Below are 19,786 nucleotides of genomic sequence, written 5' to 3'. Positions count from 1 at the left end.
GCCCACCTGCGACTGAGACTCATGGATGTCCACAGCGGATGCGTCGCGCGCCGTCGCCGCCCCCGCGCTCGCGCCACTACCGTAGAGAAATGGCCCGACCCCGTCCGCTCCCCATCGATCCGCTCGCCGAGGCGAAGCGGCAGTGGCTCGCGCACGGCTGGACGGATGCCGCGGACGGCATGGCCCTGGTCACTTCGGTCATGCGGGCCCAGCAGCTGCTGCTCGCCCGTGTCGACGCGGCCCTGAAGCCCTTCGCTCTGAGCTTCGCCCGCTACGAGGTGCTGCGTCTGCTGGCTTTCAGCCGCGCCGGCAGCCTGCCCCTGTCGAGCGTGGTCGCCCGCCTCCAGGTGCACCCGACCACCGTGACGAGCACGGCGGAGCGCCTGGTGCGCGACGGTCTGGTCGCGCGTGAGCCGCACCCCCATGACGGACGCGCTGCGCTGCTCGTGCTGACGGAGTCCGGCCGGGAACTGGTCGAGCGCGCCACACAGGCTCTCAACGCCGACGTGTTCGCCGAGCCCGGTCTGAGCCGCGACGACGCCGCCGAGCTCGTCGCGATCGTCGCCCGGCTGCGCAAGGACGCCGGCGACTTCGCCGATCCGCGTCCGCAGCCCGAAGCCCTCTGACATGCCCCGGTTCGCGCTCGAGACGATCATCAGCGCGCCTCCTGCCGAGGTGTTCGCCGCATCGCTCGACCCGGCACTGCACGTGAAGAGCATGGCCCGGTTCAGCGAGACCATGGTCGAGGCGCCGGCCGGCGGCGTGTTCACCGAGGGGACCACCGCGACCTGGCGGGCACGCCACTTCGGCGTCCCCTTCCGCCTGCGCTCGATCGTCTTCGACATCGATCCTCCCCACGCGTTCTCGGATCGGCAGATCTCCGGTCCGTTCGCGGCATTCCTGCACGAGCACCGTTTCGAGGAGCATCCGGCCGGCACGCTCATGCACGACACCGTGACCTTCCGCTCGCCGTTCGGCCCGCTCGGCCGAATCGTCGACGCGATGTTCCTCGGCGGGTACATGCGCCGCCTCATCATGGAGCGCAACGCGATTCTCGCCGCGGAATTCGAGGAACCCGGGCGTACCCTTTCGGCATGAGCGAACTGCGCCTGCACACCGTCCTCACCGGCCGCGGCCCCGCTGCGGCGATCCTCCTCAGCGACGAGCAGGTGGCCTCTCTCGGCGCCGGCAAGGCGTTCCCGGTCGCCGTCACGATCGGCGGACGCACCGCCCGCCTGCGTCTGGCGCGGATGGGCAGCGAGAACATGATCGGTTTCAGCAAGGCCGTGCGCGCCGACCTCGGACTCGAGATCGACCAGGAGATCGACGCCGTGATCCGGGTGGACTCCGCCGAGCGCACGGTCGACGTTCCGGCCGAGCTCGCCGCGGCCCTGGACGCCGACCCCGCGCTGCGCACCGCCTTCGACGCCCTGTCGTACACCGCACGCAAAGAGCACGCGAGGAGCGTGGCCGAAGCGAAGCAGGAGGCGACTCGCGAACGTCGCATCACGAAGATCGTCGACGCGCTCCGCGGCTGACTGCTCCCCGATTCCGGCAGACATCTCGTCAGGCACTCGTCTCGTCAGGCACTCGTCTCATCAGGCACTCGTCTCGTCACACGCTCAGCGGTTCTGGAAGTCGGGCGCCCGCTTCTCCCGGAAGGCCGACATGCCCTCCTTCTGGTCCGCAGTGTCGAACAGCGCGGCGAACGCCTGCTTCTCGTGAGCCAGCCCCTCGGCGAGGGTCGTCTCCATCGCGGTATCGAGCGCGGCCTTCGCGGCGTATACCGACGGCAGCGACTTGGAAGCGATCGTGTCGGCCAGCGTCGTCGCCTCGGCGAGGAGATCGGATGCCGGCACCACGCGCGACACGAGCCCGGAACGCTCCGCCTCCTCTGCGCCCATGAAGCGCCCGGACAGCACCAGCTCGGCCGCCTTGTAGTATCCGACCGCACGGATCAGGCGCTGCGTACCGCCCATCCCGGGGATCACTCCGAGGTTGATCTCGGGCTGCCCGAACTTGGCGTTGTCGGCCGCGAGGATGATGTCGCACATCATCGCCAGCTCGCATCCCCCGCCCAGGGCGAAGCCGGAGACCGCAGCGATCACGGGTGTGCGCACGGCCGCGAAGTCGTGCCAGACACCGAAGTGATCGGTCCCCAGCATCTGCGCCGCGGACATGCCCTCCATCTCCTTGATGTCTGCACCGGCGGCGAAGGCCTTCTCGGAGCCGGTGACGACGATCGCACCGACGCCCTCGTCCGCATCGAAGGCGAGCGCCGCTGCGGTGACCTCCTCCGCGAGCCGACTGTTCAACGCGTTCAGCGCTTCCGGGCGGTTCAGGGTGATCCACCCCACCCGTCCGCGCTGCTCGACCAGGATCGTCTCGTACTCGGTCATGTCGCCCTCTCCGTCGAAGTACCGATCATCACACGCGGTCGTCGCGGATGTCGGTGATGATGCCGGAGAAGTCTCGCGTCGCGCCGTCGCCGGCCGCGAAGACGGCGTAGATCTCCTGGGCGAGCCGGCCCATGCGCGCATCGGTCGAGGTCTGCTCGATCGCCTGCAACGCGAGCCCGAGATCCTTGGCCATCAGCGCGCCGGCGAAGCCCGGCTGGTAGTCGCGATTGGCCGGGCTCGTGGGCACCGGGCCCGGCACGGGGCAGTTCGTGGTGATCGACCAGCACTGGCCCGAGGCCTGCGAGACGACGTCGAAGAGCGCCTGATGCTCGAGTCCGAGCCGCTCCCCCAGCACGAACGCTTCGGCGACCGCGATCTGCGAGACCGCGAGCACCATGTTGTTGCAGACCTTGGCCGCCTGTCCGAGTCCGGGACCGCCGCAGTGCACGATGCGCTTTCCCATGATCTCGAGCAGCGGCAACGCCGCGGCGAAGTCCTCGTCCGAGCCGCCGACCATGAACGCGAGCGTGCCGTTCTCCGCACCGACCACTCCGCCCGACACCGGAGCATCGACGTTGCGGTGACCGGCGGCGAGCGCGAGAGCGTGTGCAGCGCGCGCTTCGTCGACGGCGATCGTGGAGGATTCGATGAAGAGGGTGCCGGGTCGGGCCGCCGCCAGCAGTTCCGTGCGATAGGCCTCGATGACGTGCTTTCCGGCGGGGAACATCGTGATGACGACGTCGGCCTCGGACACCGCGTCCGCGCCGCTCGGGGCCACGCGGATGCCGGCCACCCGCGCCGCCTCGACGGCGGCGGGGACGAGGTCGAAGCCGTGCACCTCGTGACCGGCTTCGACGAGGTTCTTCGCCATCGGCAGTCCCATATGGCCCAGGCCGAGGAATGCGACGACCGCCGTCGACGAGGAGGCGTTCATGATGCGCTCCGCGTCTGATCCCCGCCGCTGCGCTGGACCGACGCGGAACCCGCAGGTCGCAGCATCTCGCGTCCGACGATCAGTCGCATGATCTCGTTCGTCCCTTCCAGGATCTGGTGCACGCGCAGATCGCGGACCACCTTCTCGATCCCGTAGTCCTGCAGGTAGCCGTAGCCGCCGTGCAGCTGGAGGGCGCGGTTGGCGACGTCGAACCCGGCATCGGTCGCGAAGCGCTTGGCCATGGCGCAGCGCATCGTCGCATCGGGAGCGTGCTCGTCGACCGCCTGCGCGCCGTCACGCACCATGAGGCGTGCGGCGTGCAGGTCGGTGCGCATGTCGGCGATCGCGAACAGGATCGACTGCTTCTCGGCCAACGGCTCTCCGAACGCCATCCGCTCGTGCACGTACTGCACGGCCTTGTCGAGCGCCCACTGCGCGCCGCCCAGCGAGCAGGCGGCGATGTTGAGCCGTCCGCCGTTGAGCGCCGACATCGCGATCGCGAAGCCGCGGCCCTCATCACCGAGCATGGCGGACGCCGGAACCCGGACACCGTCGAGGATCACCTGACGGGTGGGCTGAGCGTGCCAGCCCATCTTCTTCTCCGGTGCGCCGAAGCTCAGCGCTTCGGAATCGCCCGGGACGAGGAACGCGCTGATGCCGCGTGCTCCCGGCTCCCCCGTGCGCGCCATCACGACGTAGACGGCGGCCTCCCCGGCTCCGGAGATGAACTGCTTCACCCCGGTGAGCACGAAATGGTCGCCGTCGCGCACCGCGCTGGTCGCGATGTTCGCGGCATCCGACCCCGCGCCCGGCTCGGTGAGGCAGTAGCCGCCGAACTCGGACATGGCGGTGAGCTTCGGCAGCCATTCGCCGCGCTGTGCGTCGTCGCCGTAGGTGTCGATCATCCAGACCACCATGTTGTGGATGGAGATGTAGGCCGCGACGGCGGGGTCGCCCTTCGCGAGCTCCTCGAAGATCGCCACGGTGTCGAGGCGGCTGAGGCCGCTGCCACCGAACTCCTCGTCGACGTAGATGCCGCCGAGGCCGAGCTCGCCGGCACGGTTCAGCGACTCCCTCGGGAACAGGTGCTTCTCATCGCGTTCGGCGGCGTAGGGGGCGAGCTCGGTCTCGGCGAACTCGCGGACGGCGCCGATGATCGCCTCGCGCTCCTCGGCGGTGGTGGTGACGGTGGTCATGGTCATCGTGATTCCTTGTGGGAGGTGTCCGGGGCTAGTGCATGGTCGGGATGACGAAGCTGGCTCCATCGCGGATGCCTGCCGCGGGCCACCGGCTCGTCACCGTCTTGGTCTTCGTGTAGAACCGGAAGGCGTCGGTTCCGTGCTGGTTGAGGTCGCCGAATCCGCTGCGCTTCCAGCCGCCGAACGTGTAGTACGCGATCGGGACCGGGATCGGCACGTTCACGCCGACCATCCCGACCTCGACACGGGCCGCGAAGTCGCGGGCGGCGTCACCGTCGCGCGTGAAGATCGCGACGCCGTTGCCGTACTCGTGCTCCGAGGCCATCCGCAGCGCCTCCTCGTAGTCGGCGGCGCGGGCGATCACCAGGACAGGGCCGAAGATCTCCTCGCGGTAGATCGCCATGTCGGTGGTGACGTGGTCGAACAGCGTCGGGCCGAGGTAGAAGCCCTCCTCATGCCCGTCGACCGTGAAGCCCCGGCCGTCGGCGAGGAGCGTCGCCCCCTCGTCGACCCCCTGCTGGATGTAGCCTTCGACCCGTTCGACGGCGGCTCGCGTGACCAGGGGCCCGTAGTCGACGTCGGGTGCGAGAGAGGGGCCGACCCGGAGCTGGGCGACACGTTCGGTGAGCTTGGCCGCGAGGGCGTCCGCCGTCTCCTGCCCCACCGGCACCGCGACCGAGATGGCCATGCAGCGCTCACCCGCCGAGCCGTAGCCGGAGCCGATCAGTGCGTCGACGGCCTGGTCGAGGTCGGCATCGGGCATCACGATCATGTGGTTCTTCGCTCCGCCGAAGCACTGCGCCCGCTTGCCGTGGGCTGCGGCCGTCGCGTAGATGTACTCGGCGATCGGGGTCGAACCGACGAAGCCGACCGCGCGGACGCGGTCGTCCGTGAGCAGGGTGTCGACGGCCTCCTTGTCGCCGTGGACCACGTTGAGGACGCCGGCGGGGAGGCCCGCCTCGAGGAACAGCTCGGCGATGCGCACCGGCACCGAGGGATCGCGCTCGCTGGGCTTGAGCACCACCGCATTGCCGGCGGCGAGAGCGGGCCCCGCCTTCCACAGCGGGATCATCGCGGGGAAGTTGAAGGGGGTGATCGCGGCGACGACCCCGAGCGGCTGGCGCATCGAATAGACGTCGATGCCGGTTCCGGCGCCGGTGGAGTACTCGCCCTTGAGCAGGTGCGGAGCGCCGGCGGAGAATTCGATGACCTCGAGACCCCGCTGGATGTCGCCCTTCGCGTCGTCGACCGTCTTGCCGTGCTCGCTCGCGAGCAGCTCGGCCAGCGACGTCATCTCCTGCTGCACCAGGTCGAGGAACCGCAACAGCACACGAGCGCGCTTCTGCGGATTGGTCGCCGCCCATGCGACCTGCGCCTCTTCGGCGTTCGCGATCACGCGACGCACCTCGTCGGCCGAGGCCAGGGGCACACGGGCCTGCACCGCTCCGGTGCTCGGATCGAACACGTCGGCGAAGCGACCCGAGTCGGGAGTGAGAAGCGATCCGCCCACGAAGTGCGGGATAGTACGAGTCATTGTGTGACATCCCTCCGTGCCGTCGTTGGCACATTGGAGAGTTTACTCGGAGTACCGGATATTTACTAGGACATCCTTGTATCTGCCGATGCGCGCCGCTCGGCTCGTGATCGAGGTTGTTCGCGTCTCGTTCACCACCGCGTCATCTCGCCCGGGTACAACTGCAGGTGCGCGGACAGAGACTCAGACCGGATCGGGTGTCACGTCTACCGCGCGCACGGTGAGCGCTCTCGCTCCCGTCGCGGCTCCCACGCCGCGAGACCCCCGCCGAATCGGGTCGGCGGGGGTCCTCCTCGTTCGGGCGGCGACGGCCTGGACCACGCCGCATCCGAATTAGAATCGACGGTGCGCTGCCACCCCTGGCGCATCCGCTTCGGCGTCCTCACCCCGGACGCCCGTTCCCCCGAGGACCGCACCATGTCCGAACCCCTCACCGTGTCCATCCGCCGCGAAGTCGACCCCGAGCGCATCGTCGAGGCGACCGCCTGGGTGCAGACGGGGGTGAACCTCGCGACGAAGTATCCGGGCTTCCTCGGCTCGGGCTGGGTGCGCGCCGGCGAGGACTCGCAGGTCTGGCACATGCTCTACCGCTTCGCGAGCGAGGATTCGCTCACCGCCTGGGAGCAGTCGGCCGAGCGGGCATGGTGGTTGTCGATGGGCGAGGGCTTCGTGCGCAGCGAGCGCTCCAAGCGTCGCACCGGAATCGAGGGGTGGTTCGACGAGCCGACGACCGGGACGATCACGCTCCCCGCGTCCGACGGCAGCACCGAGACCGTCACGGTCGCGCCCGCTCCGCCGCGCTGGAAGCAGGCCACCTCGATCTGGCTCGGTTTCTTCCCCGTGAACCTGGCCTTCACCTACGCGATGAGCCCTGTGCCGGGCTGGAACGAGCTGCCGATCTGGCTGCGCGTGCTCGTCACCACTCTCGTGCTCACGCCGATCATGGCCTACTGGGTGCTGCCGTTCGTGACCCGTTCGCTGCGGAGCTGGCTCACCCGCTGAGGCGCCGCACCTCTTCCGCATCCGTCACGCGACGGCTGCCCGCAGCGCCCGATCGATCTCGGCCACCGCAGCCGTGAGCGGACCTGGCCGGCGCACCAGGTAGAGGGTGTTGATCGGCGGATCGTCGGTCTCGCGCAGCACGACCAGCCGACCGTCGGCGAGCTCCTCGGCGATCAGATAGGTCGGCAGCACCGTGATTCCCGCTCCGGCGACGGCTGCGGCGGCGAGCGCCCGGAGGTCGGACACGATCAGCGCGGGCTCGCGCTCGAGTCGAATGCCGAACGCATGCCGCCAGTACCGCCGCAGGATCGGTACGTCGTGGGCGTAGGCGAGAAGGGGGACGGCGTCGAGGTCGCCCGGTGCGAGCGCGGACGAAGGAGCGAGACCGAGGGAAGGGGCCGCGACGAGCACGAAGTCCTCATCGACGAGGGCCGCAGAAGGAAGGGCGCGGCCCTTCGGTCGGACGGCGGAGATCACGAGGTCGAGGCTTCCGGCACGGAGCTGATCGAGCAGGTCTTCCGCGAGCCCCGCGGCGACCGTGATCCGTTGCCCCTCCGCGATCATCGACGCCAGCGCGGGCATCAGCACCCGCTCGACGAACTCCGCTGCGCCGCCGATTCGCATCGGGGGCGCCTCGGTCGGCGACGGGCTTCCGAGGGCGAGGGCGAGCGCGTCGAGCGGACCGGACAGGCGCGCAGCCAGGTCATCGGCGCGAGGGGTCGGGAGGATCCCCCGCGCGTGACGGACGAAGAGAGGCTCCCCGATGCTCCGCTCCAGAGCCTGCAACTGCGTCGTCACCGAGGACTGGGCGACTCCCAGCGTGCGCGCCGCCGCCGACACGGACCCGGAGCGGTGCGCGGCGAGGAAGGTGCGCCACAGTGCGAGGTCACGCAACCCATCGCCATTCCGATCACTCATATCGGAAATCTATCGGAATCGGATGCGAGAGCTGTCCGTTGTCCTCGATATCGCATCCTGCACGGCGTCTGCCGTCCGACCCCTCTGGAGCACGCATGTCCTCTGTTCTCTTCGTCGTCACCGCCGCCCGCACCTGGACCCTCACCGACGGCACCGCGCACCCGACCGGTTACTGGGCCGAGGAGCTGCTCACTCCCTATCGCGCGCTGCGCGACGCGGGTCACTCGGTGTCGTTCGCGACCCCGGGCGGCGTCGCCCCCGTCGCCGATGCGTCCAGCCTCTCCGAGGGCGACGCCGAAGCGATCGCCGCGATCCATCAGCTCGCCGCCCCGCTGATCCTGGCCGACGTCGACCCCGCGGACTACGACGCCGTCTACTACCCCGGCGGGCACGGTCCGATGCAGGACCTCGCGGTCGACGAGGACTCGGCCGCGCTGATCACGGCGACGCTCGCCGCCGGCCGCCCGCTCGCGGCCGTCTGCCACGGACTGGCCGCCCTGCTTCCTGCCCGCACCGCAGCCGGAGAATCGGTCGTGGCCGGACGCCGCATCACCGGGTTCACCGATGAGGAGGAGCGCATCGGCGGCCTCGCCGACCGCGCACCCTTCCTGCTCGAGAGCGAACTGCGGGCACGGGGCGCCGAGCTCGACATCGCCGCCCCGTGGAGCGACAACACCGTGATCGACGGCCTGCTCATCACCGGTCAGAACCCGCAGTCATCGGCATCCGCCGCCCGCGCGCTCATCGCGGCGCTCTCCTGAGCCGTCGCCGGCGCCGCGATCATCGCGGCGCCGGTTCTGCTCAGGCCCCCGATTCCCTGCCGCTCGTCTTCGCCTTCCCTCCGGACTCCACCAGCGAGAGCGGATCCGCGATGTCTTCCAGCGACTTCCCCGCGGCGCTGACCCCGAAGACCCCGCAGACGATACCTCCGAACATCATGATCGCCGCGCCGAGCACGTAGCCCCCGAACAGCGGACCCCGGTCCCCGCTCTCGGCGCTCTGACCGATCAGGGCGCCGTAGAGCACCGGCGCGATCGCTCCGACCAGCTGCCCGATCGAGAAGATGTACGAGATGACCTGGCTCCGGAGCTCCAGCGGGAAGATCTCGCTGACCGTCAGGTAGGCCGCGGAGGCGCCGGCCGAGGCGAAGAAGAACGAGGCGCACCAGAATGCCGTGTGCGTCGCGGCGTTGAGCACTCCGGCGTTGAACAGGAAGGCGCTCACGAGAAGGATGAGGCCGGCGAGCATGTACGTGCCGAACAGCATCCGCCGCCGACCCCAGGTGTCGAAGAAGTGCCCGAGGATGAGCGCGCCGGCGAGGTTTCCGACCGCGAACACGATGAAGTACTGCGATGCCGACGCCGGCGGGGTGTCGTAGAAGTTCTCGAGCACCAGCGCGTACGTGAAGAAGATCGCGTTGTAGAGGAACGACTGCGTCACCATCATCGTGATGCCCACCAGGGTGCGCCGCGGGTATTTGCGGAACAGCACCTTCGCGATGACGAGGAACGGGACACGGCCGTACTCCTTGACCGTGATCGCCTTGCTCTCGTCGACCGGCGGGATCGTCTTCCCCTCCTTGCGGATGCGCTCCTCGATCTCGTCGACATTGCGCTCCGCCGCTTCCTCGCGCCCGTGGGTCATCTGCCATCTCGGGCTCTCCGGGATGTGTCGGCGCATCCAGATGAGCAGAATCCCGAGAACCGGACCGAGGAAGAAGCTGAGTCGCCAGCCGATGTCCTCAGGGAGGATGTCGGTGTTCAGGAAGAACACGTTCGCCACGGCGCCGAGCGCCGCGCCGCCCCAATAGGTGCCGTTGATCGCGATGTCGACGCGGCCCCGGTACTTCGCCGGGATGATCTCGTCAATCGCCGAGTTGATCGCCGCATACTCGCCGCCGATGCCGGCACCCGCGACGAACCGCCAGATGTAGAAGAACCAGGGCGCGAAGGCGAGACCGGCCACCGCGGATCCGACGAGGTACACCGCGAGCGAGACGAGGAACAGCTTCTTGCGTCCGAGGCGATCGGTGAGGCGTCCGAAGAAGAGCGCTCCGAACACCTGCCCGAGCAGGTAGCACGTACCGGCGAGTCCCACCTCGGCCGGTCCCATCCCGAGCGTCGCGGCGTAGCCGTTGGCGGCGACGATCTGCACTTCGAGGCCGTCGAGGATCCACGAGAATCCGAGTCCCACGACGATCAGCCAGTGGAATCGAGACCAGGGCAGCCGGTCCATGCGTGCGGGGACGAGCGAGCGGACCTCCTTGACGGTGGTGTCGGATGCGGACATGGACCCTCCTTCGTCCGGGACGCGCGTTCGTCCCGGATACGGTCTTACTCCCGTCGCGCTCCCCGGCGCATCCGCTTGACCCCGGGCTGCCGGCACGCTACAGCCCCGAATCGCGCGAATGGCTCCATCCCGGGTGGAGATGGAGCCATTCAGGCGATGGGAACGCGGAGCTCAGGCGGAGACGTGCCGCTCGTCCGGGCCGTCGTAGAAGGACAGCGGACGGATGAGCGCGTTCGATCCGGCCTGCTCGATCACGTGAGCCGTCCACCCCGTCACCCGCGCCGCGACGAACAGCGGCGTGAAGGTCAGGGTGTCGAAGCCGATCAGGTTGTACGCGGGCCCTGAGGGGTAGTCGAGGTTCGGGTAGATGCCCTTGCGCGCGACGAACTCCGACTCGAGCACATCGTAGAGAGCGGCGACCTCGGGGCGGTCGTAGTGCTCCACGAGGGTGTCGAGCGCGGCCTTCATGGTCGGCACCCGAGAGTCGCCCTTCTTGTAGACGCGGTGCCCGAAGCCCATGATCTTGCGCTTCTCGGCGAGCGCTTTGTCGAGCCACGGCACCACGTTGTCGGCCGTGCCGATGTCATCGAAGATGTGCAGCACGGCTTCGTTGGCGCCACCATGCAGCGGGCCCTTGAGAGCGCCGATCGCACCGACCACCGCCGAGTAGATGTCGCTCAGGGTCGAGGTGATCACGCGCGCGGTGAACGTCGAGGCGTTGAAGGAGTGCTCGGCGTACAGGATCATCGAGCGGTTGAAGGCGTCGACCACCACGTCGTCCGCTTCTTCGCCGAAGGTCATCCAGAGGAAGTTCGCCGAGTAGTCGAGGTCGTCGCGCGGCGCGATGAGCTCCTGTCCACGACGGCGACGCTGACCGTAGGCGACGATCGCCGGGAGGGCGGCGAACAGGCGGATGCTCCGCTCGAGGTTCTGCTCCGGACTGCCGCCTGCATCGAGCACGGAGCCGCCGGCACCGGGATCGGAGGCACCGATCAGGCTGACCGCGGTGCGCACTTCGTCCATCGGGTGCGCATCCAACGGCACCAGATCGATCGCGGTCTTGACGTTGTCGGCCAGCGCACGGTGCTTCCGCTCCTCCAACCGGAACGCCGCGAGCTCCTCGGGCGTGGGCAGCTCACCGTTCCACAACAGGTACGCGACGGCTTCGAACGGCTGCGTGTCGGCCAGCTCCTGCACCGGGTAGCCGCGGTACAGCAGGCTGTTCGTCTCGGGGTTGACCTTCGAGATCGCGGTCGTGTCGACGACGACTCCCGCGAGGCCCTTCTTGATGTCCGGCTCGGTCATGGTCACTCCTTCGTGATGGTGAAGTTGAAGACGCCGGAGTCGAAGTGTTTGTACGACTCGTAGTCGATCAGATCGTAGAGATCGGCGCGATGCTGCATCTCGCCGAGCTTCGAGGTCAGATGCCCCTCCTCGTTCAGAGTATCCAGTGCGCGGCCCGCAGCCCCCATCGAGATGCGCAGCAGCGACACCGGCCAGATGACCAGGTTCACTCCCGCGTCGCGCAGCTGGTCGACCGAGAAGAGCTCGCTCTTGCCGAACTCGGTCATGTTCGCCAGGATCGGCACGTCGAGCGCCTCGGCCATGGCCTCGAACTCGGCGAGCGTGCGCATCGCCTCGGGGAACACCGCGTCGGCACCGGCATCCACCAGGGCCTTCGCGCGGTCGATCGCCGCGTCCAGCCCCTCGACCGCCCGGATGTCGGTGCGCGCCATGATGAGGAAGTTCTCGTCACGACGGGCGTCGGCGGCGGCACGGATGCGCTTGATCGCGGTGTTCTCGTCGACCACGGCCTTGCCGTCGAGGTGGCCGCAGCGCTTCGGGTTGATCTGGTCCTCGATGTGCGTGCCGGCCAGGCCCGCGTCCTCGAGCTCCTGGATCGTGCGGGCGACGTTCATCGGCTCGCCGAAGCCGGTGTCGGCGTCGACGATCGCGGGGAGGTCGGTCATGCGGGCGATCTGCTTCGCGCGTCCGGCGACCTCGGTCAGCGTGGTCAGGCCGATGTCGGGCAGCCCCAGGTCGGCGGAGAGCACGGCGCCGGAGATGTAGACGCCGTCGAAGCCCTTCTGCTCGATCAGACGGGCGCTCAGGGGGTTGAACGCGCCGGGGAAGCGCAGCAGTTCACCGCTCGCGAGCCGCTCACGGAACAGCCGCCGCTTCTCGGCGGGGGTGACGGTGGAATACAGCATCAGAACAGTCCTGCCGGCGTGGGTGCGGCCTCGAGCAGGCCGGGCTTCGCGACGATCGACAGCTCACCGACCTCGGCAGCCGTCAGCTCGGGCAGACGCTGCACGAGGGCGAGGAACCGCTCGATCTCGGCCGGCTCGAGCACGGGCTCTGCCAGCAGACGGAACTTCGCGATGTAGTTCTCGCGGGCGAACGGGCGTGCTCCCAGCGGGTGCGCGTCGGCCACGGCGATCTCGTCGACCACTGTCGAGCCGTCGGTCAGGCGGATCTCGACGCGACCGCCGAACGCCTTCTCTGCCGGGTCCTCCGAGTGGTAGCGGCGGGTCCACTCGGCGTCTTCGGCCGTGGTGATCTTGTGCCACAGCGCGACGGTGTCGGCGCGGCCCGCGCGCTCGGGGGCGTAGGAGTCGACGTGGTGCCACCCGCCATCCTGCAGCGCCACCGCGAAGATGTACGGCACCGAGTGGTCGAGCGTCTCGCGCGAAGCGGTCGGGTCGTACTTCTGCGGGTCGTTCGCGCCGGAGCCGATCACGTTGTGGGTGTGGTGGCTGGTGTGGATCACGATCTGATCGATGTTCGCGGGGTCACGCAGCGCCGGGTTCTCGATGCCGAGCTTGCGGGCGAGGTCGATGAGCGCCTGCGCCTGGTACTCGGCCGAGTGCTCCTTCGTGTACGAGTCGAGGATCGCGCGCTTGGGCTCGCCGGCGGCGGGCAGCGGCACGTCGTACGCCGCGTCCTTGCCGTCGAGCATCCAGGCGATCACACCGTCTTCGCCCTCATAGATCGGGGCGGGACTGGTCTGTCCGCGCATCGCGCGGTCGACGGCTTCGACGGCCATCTTGCCGGCGAAGGCCGGAGCGTGCGCCTTCCAGGTCGAGATCTCGCCCTTGCGGCTCTGACGCGTCGCGGTCGTGGTGTGCAGCGCCTGGCCGACGGCCTGGTAGATGGTCTCGACGTCGAGTCCGAGGAGGGTGCCGATGCCGGCCGCGGCAGACGGGCCGAGGTGGGCGACGTGATCGATCTTGTGCTTGTGCAGGCAGATCGCGCGTACCAGGTCCATCTGGATCTCGTAGCCGGTGGCGATGCCGCGCACGAGCGCCCGGCCGTCCTTGCCGGTGTGCTGTGCGACCGCGAGGATAGGCGGAATGTTGTCGCCGGGGTGCGAGTACTCCGCCGCGAGGAAGGTGTCGTGATAGTCGAGCTCGCGCACGGCCACACCGTTGGCCCAGGCCGCCCACTCGGGGCTGGTGCGGTGGTCGAGGGCGGCACCGAAGAGGTTCGCTCCGACGCCGCCGGTGGAGACAGGATGGCTGAACGCCTGCGCGCGGACCGCGTTGATCGGGCCGCGGGTGAGGGAGGCCGCCGCCACCGAGGCGTTGTCGATGATGCGGTTGATGATCATGTCGACGACGTCCTGCTCGACCTCGACCTGATCGGCGGCGACCTGGGCGATCTTCCAGGCGAGCTGGTCTTCCCTGGCGAGGTTCTCGTCGCTGCGGTGCACGCGGACGTGGTGGGTGACAGTCATTTCTTATCCTTCACTGGTGCGGGGGTCGACGGTGGTGCGGGGGTCGACGGTGGTGCGGGGGTCGAGCGAATCGAGGATGCCGGCGAGCGCGTTGTGCAGGTGCACGTGCGTGGCGTGGGCGGCGAGGTCGCCGTCGCGCGCGGCGAGCGCCTCGGCGATGGTGCGGTGCTCTGCGGCGGAGGCGGCGAGGCGGGCGGGCTTGTCGCGGGCCATCCGACGCACGCGCACGAGGTGCGTGCGCACGGTGCGCAGCGCCGAGGCGATGTAGTCGTTGGCGACGGCCGCATCGAGCGCGGCATCGAAGCGGGCGATCAGGGCGTAGTACGCGTCGCGTCCCTCGACGGCGTCGAGATCGACGTGTGCGAACTCGTCCGCGAGTGCCGCGAAGAGCTGCGCGTCTCCTCTGGCGGCGGCGAGACGGGCGGAGCTCTCCTCGAGGGCGCGGCGGATCTCGAAGAGGGAACGAATGTCGTCGGCATCGAGACCCGCCACCACAGTGACCCGCGGCGACTGCTGCACGACGAGCCCGTCGGCGATGAGGCGCCGGAGCGCTTCGCGCATCGGCGTGCGGCTGACGCCCAGCCGCTCGGCCTGCTCGACCTCGCCGAGCACGACGCCGGCTGCCAGCGTGCCGGACTGGATGTCGTCGAGCAGGGCCGCGTACGCACGATCACTCGCGGAGGTGCGTTCGACGGCGATGGTCATGCCCTCAGTGTATACATAAAGCCAGGCTGCGGGCTCAGAACTCTTCCTCAGCCCGCTTCCCGTATACATTATCGGCCGCGGACATCGGCTCCACAGGCACCGGCCCCACAGGCACCGGCTCCACGAACTCCGGCGCCGCGGGTTCGCCCAGCTTGACGACCACCACACCCACGAGCACCAGCACGCCACCGAGAGCCTGCAGCAGGTCGGGGAGCTGTCCGAGCAGCAGCCAGCCGAACAGGAGCGCGGCGACCACCTCGGCGAGCGCCACGAACGAGGCGAGTCGCGACCCCAGCATCCGCGTCGAGGCGATGCCGAGCAGGTACGCGAGCGCGGTCGCGACGACGCCCATCGCCAGCACCGGCACGAACCAGGGCACACTGCCGAACCGGTAGGCGATGTCGTCGGTCGTCCACCGGATCGGCAGCACACCGATCGCGCCGGCCACGGTGAGCCCGAGCGCGCCGAGCAGCAGACCGCTGCCGGCGAGAGCGATCGGCGGCAGCCCGGTGTCGGCTTTGGCCGAGAGCACGAAGTACGTCGCCGCCCCCACCATGGCCCCGAGCGCCCACAGGATACCGGCCACGTTGACGTCGGCGCCGGTGAGGATGTCGAGCATGAGCACCAGTCCGACGAAGGCGATGGCCGCACCGATGATGCTCCGTCGTGTCGGACGCTCCCCCCGCCGCAACCAGAGCCACAGCAGCACCGCGATCGGAGCGGTGTACTCGATGAGCAGCGCCAGTCCGACATCCATGACCGCGACGGCCTGGAAGTAGAAGAGCTGGGTCGCGGCGACTGCCAGCAGTCCATAGGCGAGGATCATGCCCGCGTTGCGCCGCAGCAGCCCCCACCGTCCGCGCAGGGACAGGATCGCGGGGATCAGCAGTACGAGCGCGGCGACCCAGATGCGCGCGGTGACCGCGGCACCGGGCGTCCATCCCGCATCGATGAGCCCGCGCGCCCATCCACCCGACATTCCGAAGGCGAAAGCCGCGGCGATCGCCAGCGGCAGCCCGAGGCGCACCCCGCGGGCGGAGGCGGCCGCCCTGTCACTGCTCACCGTGCTCATGATCGATGACGCTACTCGCGCGCGCTGTAAGATGTCAACATGATCTTCACCGATGACACGGAGGAGGCGCTGCGGTCCGCCGTCTGGCTGGTGAACTCCGCCGAACAGCCGGACACACTGACCGACCTCGACGATGAAGACACGTTCCTCCGCGAGTTCCCGTACACCGGGCGCCTCGACCGCGACGAGCTCGAGGTGGCGTCGCTGCGCGAGCTGCGTCCACGCCTGCGCACCATGCTGCTGGCACCGCGCGACGAGATGGCCGCCCACGTCAACGACGCCCTCGCGGAATCACGCCTCACCCCGGCTCTGCGCCGGCATGACGGCGTGGACTGGCACCTGCACGCCGTCGCCGACGAGCAGCCCTTCGCCGAGCGCATCCTGATCGAGACCGCGATGGCCCTGATCGATGTCATCCGCGCCGACGAGGGGTCGCGTCTCACCGTGTGCGAGGACGACACCTGCCGATCGATCGCCCTCGACCTCTCGCGCAACCGCTCGAAGCGGTACTGCTCGACCACGTGCGCGAACCGCAACGCCGTCGCCGCCTACCGAGCGAGGCTCGCGGCCGAGTGACCCGGCGCTGACTCCGACGCCCTCCCCCCGGCTGCGCGCCCCGGCCCCGGCTGGCCCCCGCGTTCCGGCCCCGGCTGCACGTTCCGGTCCGGCTGGCCTCCGCGTTCCGGTCGCACTTCCTGCCGGGTTCTTCCCGATCAGGCGGCACCAACCGCGACCGGAGGACCAGCAGCCGGCACCAACTGCGACCGGAGGACCACCGCGGACCGCCGCACCGCGCGCAGATGCGCGCCGCGGATCGCGCGCGGGAGCGATCCGCTCTGGACGCCACCTGTCATAACAGGTACAGTGAACCTGTCATTACAGGTTGCGCAGCGCCGCAGCACCGTTACGAGGAGCACCGATGCCCGAGTTCCATACCCCGCCGATCTCTCCGATGGCGATCGCCTTCGACGCCGAGAAGCTCACGCTCTCCCCCGAGGGCCCGACCCTCACCCGGCGGATGTCCGACCTCGAGGGGCTCTTCCTCGACGCAGATGCCTGGGCTGCGGCATCGGCCGGCGAGAACCCCGTGGTCTACACGGTCGTCAGCTCCCCCGTGCCCGAGATCGACCGCGAGCTGCCGCAGTCGATCACCACGATCATGCCCGGCGACACCTCCGGCGAGCTCTGGATGACCAAGGGCCACCAGCACCCGGACCACCAGGGCGAGATCTACCTGGCGTTGAAGGGGCAGGGCGGACTGCTGATGTTCGACGGCGAGCGCACCGAGTGGCTCGACATGCTCCCTGGCACGATCGGCTACATCCCTCCGGGCTGGGCTCACCGTTCCGTCAACACCGGCGACGAGCCCTACGCCTTCCTCGCGGTGTACCCGGGAGGAGCAGGACACGACTACGGCTGGGTGCTGGAGCACGGCATGGGCTCGCGCGCCTACCGCGGAGCCTCCGGCGTCGACCTGCGTCCCTACGCGGAATAGGCTCCGGCCATGATCATCGCGCACGACCTGGGCACCACCGGGAACAAGGCGTCGCTGCACCACGATGACGGCCGTCTCGTCGCCTCGGTCACCGTCCCCTACCCCGCGCACTTCGCCGCGGGCGGGGTCGCCGAGCAGGATCCCGCCGACTGGTGGGATGCGGTCGTCGCCGCCACGCGCGATCTGATCGCCCGCACCGGCACGGCCCCGACCGACATCGCCGGACTCGTGGTGAGCGGCCAGATGATGGGTGCCGTGCTGCTCGACGCCCATGGTGAACCCGCACGCCCGGCGATCATCTGGGCCGACACCAGGGCCGGCGCGCAGCAGCGCGAGCTCGAGGCCGCGATCGGCGCCGAACGCGCGTACGGCATCCTGGGCCACCGCCTCAACCCCACCTACTCCGTCGAGAAGGTCATGTGGGTGCGCGACAACGAGCCCGACAACTGGGCGCGCGTGCGACGCGTCTGCGTCGCGAAGGACTTCATCGTGCTGCGCCTGACCGGGCGCCTCGCGACCGATCGCTCCGACGCGTCGGGCACGAACGCCTACGACCAGGCCACGGGCACGTGGTCGGACGAGGTGCTGCAGGCTGCGCGCCTCGACCCGGCGTTGTTCCCCGAGATCCTGGAATCCACGCAGATCGCCGGCACGTTGACGGATGCCGCAGCCGACGCCCTCGGCCTCCCCGCGAGCGTGCGTGTGGTGATGGGCGGCGGCGACGGCCCGATGGCCGCCGTCGGCTCGGGTGTCGTCGCGCCGGAGGACGGCCCCTACGTCTGCCTGGGCACATCGTCGTGGATCTCGTTCGCGGCCGACGCCCCGCTGCACGACCCTGCGATGCGTACCTTCACATTCGACAACGTCGTGCCAGGCTCGTTCGTGCCGACCGCCACCATGCAGGCCGGCGGCGCCTCGGTGCAGTGGATCGCCGAGGCCCTCTCCCCCGATCCGGCGCACCCCGAGACCGGACGACTGACGGCCGAGGCCTCCGCCGACGTCGACACCGACGATCTCTACTTCCTCCCTTATCTGCTCGGCGAGCGCTCTCCGATGTGGGATCCGGAGGCGCGGGGCGCATTCGTCGGCCTCGCCCGCCACCACGCCAGGGCGCACCTCGTGCGGGCCGTGCTGGAGGGCACCGCGTTCAACCTGCTCAGCTGCATCCAGGCGTTCCGCGAAGCCGGCGCCGTGATCGACCGCATCGACGCGGTCGGCGGCGGAGCCCAGAGCGACGTGTACCTCTCGGTGCTCGCCGACGTGTGGGGTGTGCCCGTGCGCCGCCGGACGATCGTCGAAGAGGCGAACAGCCTCGGCGCCGCGGTGACCGCCGCGGTCGGGCTCGGCCTCACCGACTTCTCGGCCGCCCGCGCCCTGAGCGAGGTCACGGCCGAGTTCATTCCGGATGCGGCACGTCACGCCGTCTATGCCGAGCGGCACGCCCGCTTCGCCGACGCCTACACGGCTCTCGCGCCGTGGTTCGCCGGACGGCCGCGCTGATGGGCGTCATCCTCGTCACCAGCCGCTCGTTCTCCGACGGCGACCTCGACCTGGTCGAGCGCGCGGCGCAGGCGGGTCACCGCATCCTGCGCGGGCCTGCCCACCACGACCTCGACGAGCTGCGGTCGCTGCTGCACGGTGCCGACGCCTGGATAGCCGGCACCGGGTCCGTCACCGACGCGCATCTCGCCGCGGCCCCGAAACTCAAGGTCGTCGCCCGCTATGGTGTCGGCACCGAGTCCGTCGATCTCGACGCCGCGCGCGACCGCGGCATCCCGGTGACCAACACCCCCGGTGCCAACGCCGACGCGGTCGCCGACCATGCGGTCGGACTGATGCTCGCCGCCCTCCGCTTCGTGCCCGACGGCGACCGCCGCGTGCGCGCGGGCGACTGGGGTGTGCGGCGTGGTCGCGAGCTCGGCGCCGCCACGGTCGGCATCGTCGGCTTCGGGCGCATCGGCCAGGGCGTCGCCGCACGGCTGAGCGGCTTCGGACCGCGCGTGCTGGCGGCCGATCCGTTCCTTCCCGACGATGTCGTGCGGGAGCGGGGTGCGGAGCCCGTCTCGCTCGGCGACCTGTTCCGCGCGGCCGACGTGATCACCCTGCACGCTCCGGGCGGGCAGCGGCTCGTCGACGCCGAGCGCCTCGCCGGCATGCGACCGGGAACCGTGCTGGTCAACACCGCCCGCGGCGACCTGATCGACGAAGCCGCCGTGGCACAGGCGCTGCACGACCGCATCCTCGCCGGCTACGCGGCCGACACCCTCGACGGCGATACCGCGGCGCACGACAGCCCGCTGCTCGCGCCGGAACTCGCCGACCGCGTGATCGTCACCCCGCACCTGGGCGCACAGACCACGCAGGCGGTCGACAACATGGGGTCCCTGTCGCTCGCCGACGTGATCGCGGTCCTCTCCGGCGCCGAGCCCGCCCACCCCGTCCCCGCCCCCACCGCTGTCCCCGTCCCCGGCCCCGCCCCCGTCACCGAGGAGACCCGATGACC

Annotated in this window: 20 protein-coding genes; 9 read left to right on the top strand and 11 right to left on the bottom strand. The window is 69.7% G+C overall.

Annotation, left to right across the window (positions count from 1 at the left end; all coding sequences use genetic code 11):
- Positions 1-89 precede the first annotated feature (89 nt).
- The 3 genes from L687_RS34195 to L687_RS34185 are packed head-to-tail and all read left to right on the top strand — an operon-like array spanning position 90 to position 1,538.
- Positions 90-626 (top strand): MarR family winged helix-turn-helix transcriptional regulator, encoded by a 537-nt coding sequence (locus L687_RS34195; protein ID WP_021200339.1) that lies wholly within the window; start codon positions 90-92, stop codon positions 624-626.
- Position 627: 1 nt separating this feature from the next.
- Positions 628-1,098 (top strand): SRPBCC family protein, encoded by a 471-nt coding sequence (locus L687_RS34190; protein ID WP_021200338.1) that lies wholly within the window; start codon positions 628-630, stop codon positions 1,096-1,098.
- Positions 1,095-1,538, top strand: a complete 444-nt coding sequence (locus tag L687_RS34185; RefSeq protein ID WP_021200337.1) for a YdeI/OmpD-associated family protein — start codon at positions 1,095-1,097, stop codon at positions 1,536-1,538. Before L687_RS34190 ends, L687_RS34185 begins: the two co-directional genes overlap by 4 nt.
- 84 nt (positions 1,539-1,622) lie before the next feature.
- On the opposite strand, the gene L687_RS34180 is transcribed toward L687_RS34185, so the two are convergent.
- Genes L687_RS34180 through L687_RS34165 form a run of 4 tightly spaced genes read right to left on the bottom strand, consistent with a single transcriptional unit; the run spans position 1,623 to position 6,066 of the window.
- Positions 1,623-2,399, bottom strand: coding sequence for an enoyl-CoA hydratase-related protein (locus L687_RS34180; protein WP_021200336.1), 777 nt, complete (start codon positions 2,397-2,399; stop codon positions 1,623-1,625).
- 28 nt (positions 2,400-2,427) lie between these two features.
- The gene (gene mmsB, locus L687_RS34175) at positions 2,428-3,333 is read right to left on the bottom strand and encodes a 3-hydroxyisobutyrate dehydrogenase (RefSeq protein ID WP_021200335.1); all 906 of its coding nucleotides are present in this window, start codon (positions 3,331-3,333) and stop codon (positions 2,428-2,430) included.
- Complete coding sequence (locus tag L687_RS34170; protein ID WP_021200334.1) at positions 3,330-4,535, bottom strand: acyl-CoA dehydrogenase family protein; 1,206 nt, start codon at positions 4,533-4,535, stop codon at positions 3,330-3,332. The genes mmsB and L687_RS34170 overlap by 4 nt, the downstream gene beginning before the upstream one ends.
- Positions 4,536-4,563: 28 nt before the next feature.
- The gene (locus L687_RS34165; protein ID WP_031207569.1) at positions 4,564-6,066 is read right to left on the bottom strand and encodes a CoA-acylating methylmalonate-semialdehyde dehydrogenase; all 1,503 of its coding nucleotides are present in this window, start codon (positions 6,064-6,066) and stop codon (positions 4,564-4,566) included.
- A 417-nt stretch (positions 6,067-6,483) separates the two neighbouring features.
- On the opposite strand from L687_RS34165, the gene L687_RS34160 reads away from it, so the two are divergent.
- On the top strand, positions 6,484-7,068 hold the full coding sequence (locus tag L687_RS34160) for an antibiotic biosynthesis monooxygenase (RefSeq protein WP_031207567.1): 585 nt from the start codon (positions 6,484-6,486) through the stop codon (positions 7,066-7,068).
- 24 nt (positions 7,069-7,092) lie between these two features.
- Here the strand turns inward: L687_RS34160 and L687_RS34155 are convergent, their stop codons facing one another.
- Positions 7,093-7,986, bottom strand: coding sequence for a LysR family transcriptional regulator (locus L687_RS34155; RefSeq protein ID WP_021200331.1), 894 nt, complete (start codon positions 7,984-7,986; stop codon positions 7,093-7,095).
- 95 nt (positions 7,987-8,081) lie between these two features.
- Between L687_RS34155 and L687_RS34150 the strand changes: the two genes are divergently transcribed.
- Complete coding sequence (locus L687_RS34150; RefSeq protein WP_021200330.1) at positions 8,082-8,747, top strand: type 1 glutamine amidotransferase domain-containing protein; 666 nt, start codon at positions 8,082-8,084, stop codon at positions 8,745-8,747.
- Between the two features lie 40 nt (positions 8,748-8,787).
- Here the strand turns inward: L687_RS34150 and L687_RS34145 are convergent, their stop codons facing one another.
- From L687_RS34145 to L687_RS34120, 6 genes are all read right to left on the bottom strand, one after another.
- Complete coding sequence (locus tag L687_RS34145; protein WP_021200329.1) at positions 8,788-10,275, bottom strand: MFS transporter; 1,488 nt, start codon at positions 10,273-10,275, stop codon at positions 8,788-8,790.
- 171 nt (positions 10,276-10,446) lie between these two features.
- Positions 10,447-11,580 carry a bifunctional 2-methylcitrate synthase/citrate synthase gene (locus tag L687_RS34140; RefSeq protein WP_021200328.1) on the bottom strand — a complete coding sequence of 378 codons (1,134 nt, stop codon included), beginning with the start codon at positions 11,578-11,580 and terminating at the stop codon, positions 10,447-10,449.
- A 2-nt stretch (positions 11,581-11,582) separates the two neighbouring features.
- The gene (gene prpB / locus L687_RS34135) at positions 11,583-12,485 is read right to left on the bottom strand and encodes a methylisocitrate lyase (protein WP_021200327.1); all 903 of its coding nucleotides are present in this window, start codon (positions 12,483-12,485) and stop codon (positions 11,583-11,585) included.
- Positions 12,485-14,011, bottom strand: coding sequence for an MmgE/PrpD family protein (locus L687_RS34130; RefSeq protein WP_021200326.1), 1,527 nt, complete (start codon positions 14,009-14,011; stop codon positions 12,485-12,487). Before L687_RS34130 ends, prpB begins: the two co-directional genes overlap by 1 nt.
- A 3-nt stretch (positions 14,012-14,014) precedes the next feature.
- Positions 14,015-14,716, bottom strand: coding sequence for a GntR family transcriptional regulator (locus L687_RS34125; RefSeq protein WP_021200325.1), 702 nt, complete (start codon positions 14,714-14,716; stop codon positions 14,015-14,017).
- A gap of 34 nt (positions 14,717-14,750) precedes the next feature.
- Complete coding sequence (locus L687_RS34120; protein WP_021200324.1) at positions 14,751-15,788, bottom strand: EamA family transporter; 1,038 nt, start codon at positions 15,786-15,788, stop codon at positions 14,751-14,753.
- A gap of 39 nt (positions 15,789-15,827) precedes the next feature.
- On the opposite strand from L687_RS34120, the gene L687_RS34115 reads away from it, so the two are divergent.
- From L687_RS34115 to L687_RS34100, 4 genes are all read left to right on the top strand, one after another.
- Positions 15,828-16,364, top strand: a complete 537-nt coding sequence (locus tag L687_RS34115) for a CGNR zinc finger domain-containing protein (protein WP_021200323.1) — start codon at positions 15,828-15,830, stop codon at positions 16,362-16,364.
- 343 nt (positions 16,365-16,707) lie between these two features.
- Positions 16,708-17,283: a glucose-6-phosphate isomerase family protein gene (locus L687_RS34110; protein ID WP_021200322.1), complete on the top strand. Its 576-nt coding sequence runs from the start codon at positions 16,708-16,710 to the stop codon at positions 17,281-17,283.
- A 9-nt stretch (positions 17,284-17,292) separates the two neighbouring features.
- Complete coding sequence (gene xylB, locus L687_RS34105; RefSeq protein ID WP_021200321.1) at positions 17,293-18,783, top strand: xylulokinase; 1,491 nt, start codon at positions 17,293-17,295, stop codon at positions 18,781-18,783.
- Positions 18,759-19,784 (top strand): phosphoglycerate dehydrogenase, encoded by a 1,026-nt coding sequence (locus tag L687_RS34100; protein ID WP_031207561.1) that lies wholly within the window; start codon positions 18,759-18,761, stop codon positions 19,782-19,784. The genes xylB and L687_RS34100 overlap by 25 nt, the downstream gene beginning before the upstream one ends.
- Positions 19,785-19,786 lie beyond the last annotated feature (2 nt).

The sequence above is a fragment of the Microbacterium maritypicum MF109 genome, from assembly GCF_000455825.1.
GTDB classification, from domain to species: Bacteria; Actinomycetota; Actinomycetes; order Actinomycetales; family Microbacteriaceae; genus Microbacterium; species Microbacterium maritypicum_A.
Note: the sequence above shows the minus strand (reverse complement) of the source record. Positions and strands in the feature narration are given on the sequence as shown.

Coding starts and splice junctions, on each gene's coding strand:
- L687_RS34195 (WP_021200339.1), top strand. CDS start 90: ATGGCCCGACCCCGTCCGCTCCCCATCGATCCGCTCGCCGAGGCGAAG.
- L687_RS34190 (WP_021200338.1), top strand. CDS start 628: ATGCCCCGGTTCGCGCTCGAGACGATCATCAGCGCGCCTCCTGCCGAG.
- L687_RS34185 (WP_021200337.1), top strand. CDS start 1,095: ATGAGCGAACTGCGCCTGCACACCGTCCTCACCGGCCGCGGCCCCGCT.
- L687_RS34180 (WP_021200336.1), bottom strand. CDS start 2,399: ATGACCGAGTACGAGACGATCCTGGTCGAGCAGCGCGGACGGGTGGGG.
- mmsB (WP_021200335.1), bottom strand. CDS start 3,333: ATGAACGCCTCCTCGTCGACGGCGGTCGTCGCATTCCTCGGCCTGGGC.
- L687_RS34170 (WP_021200334.1), bottom strand. CDS start 4,535: ATGACCATGACCACCGTCACCACCACCGCCGAGGAGCGCGAGGCGATC.
- L687_RS34165 (WP_031207569.1), bottom strand. CDS start 6,066: ATGACTCGTACTATCCCGCACTTCGTGGGCGGATCGCTTCTCACTCCC.
- L687_RS34160 (WP_031207567.1), top strand. CDS start 6,484: ATGTCCGAACCCCTCACCGTGTCCATCCGCCGCGAAGTCGACCCCGAG.
- L687_RS34155 (WP_021200331.1), bottom strand. CDS start 7,986: ATGAGTGATCGGAATGGCGATGGGTTGCGTGACCTCGCACTGTGGCGC.
- L687_RS34150 (WP_021200330.1), top strand. CDS start 8,082: ATGTCCTCTGTTCTCTTCGTCGTCACCGCCGCCCGCACCTGGACCCTC.
- L687_RS34145 (WP_021200329.1), bottom strand. CDS start 10,275: ATGTCCGCATCCGACACCACCGTCAAGGAGGTCCGCTCGCTCGTCCCC.
- L687_RS34140 (WP_021200328.1), bottom strand. CDS start 11,580: ATGACCGAGCCGGACATCAAGAAGGGCCTCGCGGGAGTCGTCGTCGAC.
- prpB (WP_021200327.1), bottom strand. CDS start 12,485: ATGCTGTATTCCACCGTCACCCCCGCCGAGAAGCGGCGGCTGTTCCGT.
- L687_RS34130 (WP_021200326.1), bottom strand. CDS start 14,011: ATGACTGTCACCCACCACGTCCGCGTGCACCGCAGCGACGAGAACCTC.
- L687_RS34125 (WP_021200325.1), bottom strand. CDS start 14,716: ATGACCATCGCCGTCGAACGCACCTCCGCGAGTGATCGTGCGTACGCG.
- L687_RS34120 (WP_021200324.1), bottom strand. CDS start 15,788: ATGAGCACGGTGAGCAGTGACAGGGCGGCCGCCTCCGCCCGCGGGGTG.
- L687_RS34115 (WP_021200323.1), top strand. CDS start 15,828: ATGATCTTCACCGATGACACGGAGGAGGCGCTGCGGTCCGCCGTCTGG.
- L687_RS34110 (WP_021200322.1), top strand. CDS start 16,708: ATGCCCGAGTTCCATACCCCGCCGATCTCTCCGATGGCGATCGCCTTC.
- xylB (WP_021200321.1), top strand. CDS start 17,293: ATGATCATCGCGCACGACCTGGGCACCACCGGGAACAAGGCGTCGCTG.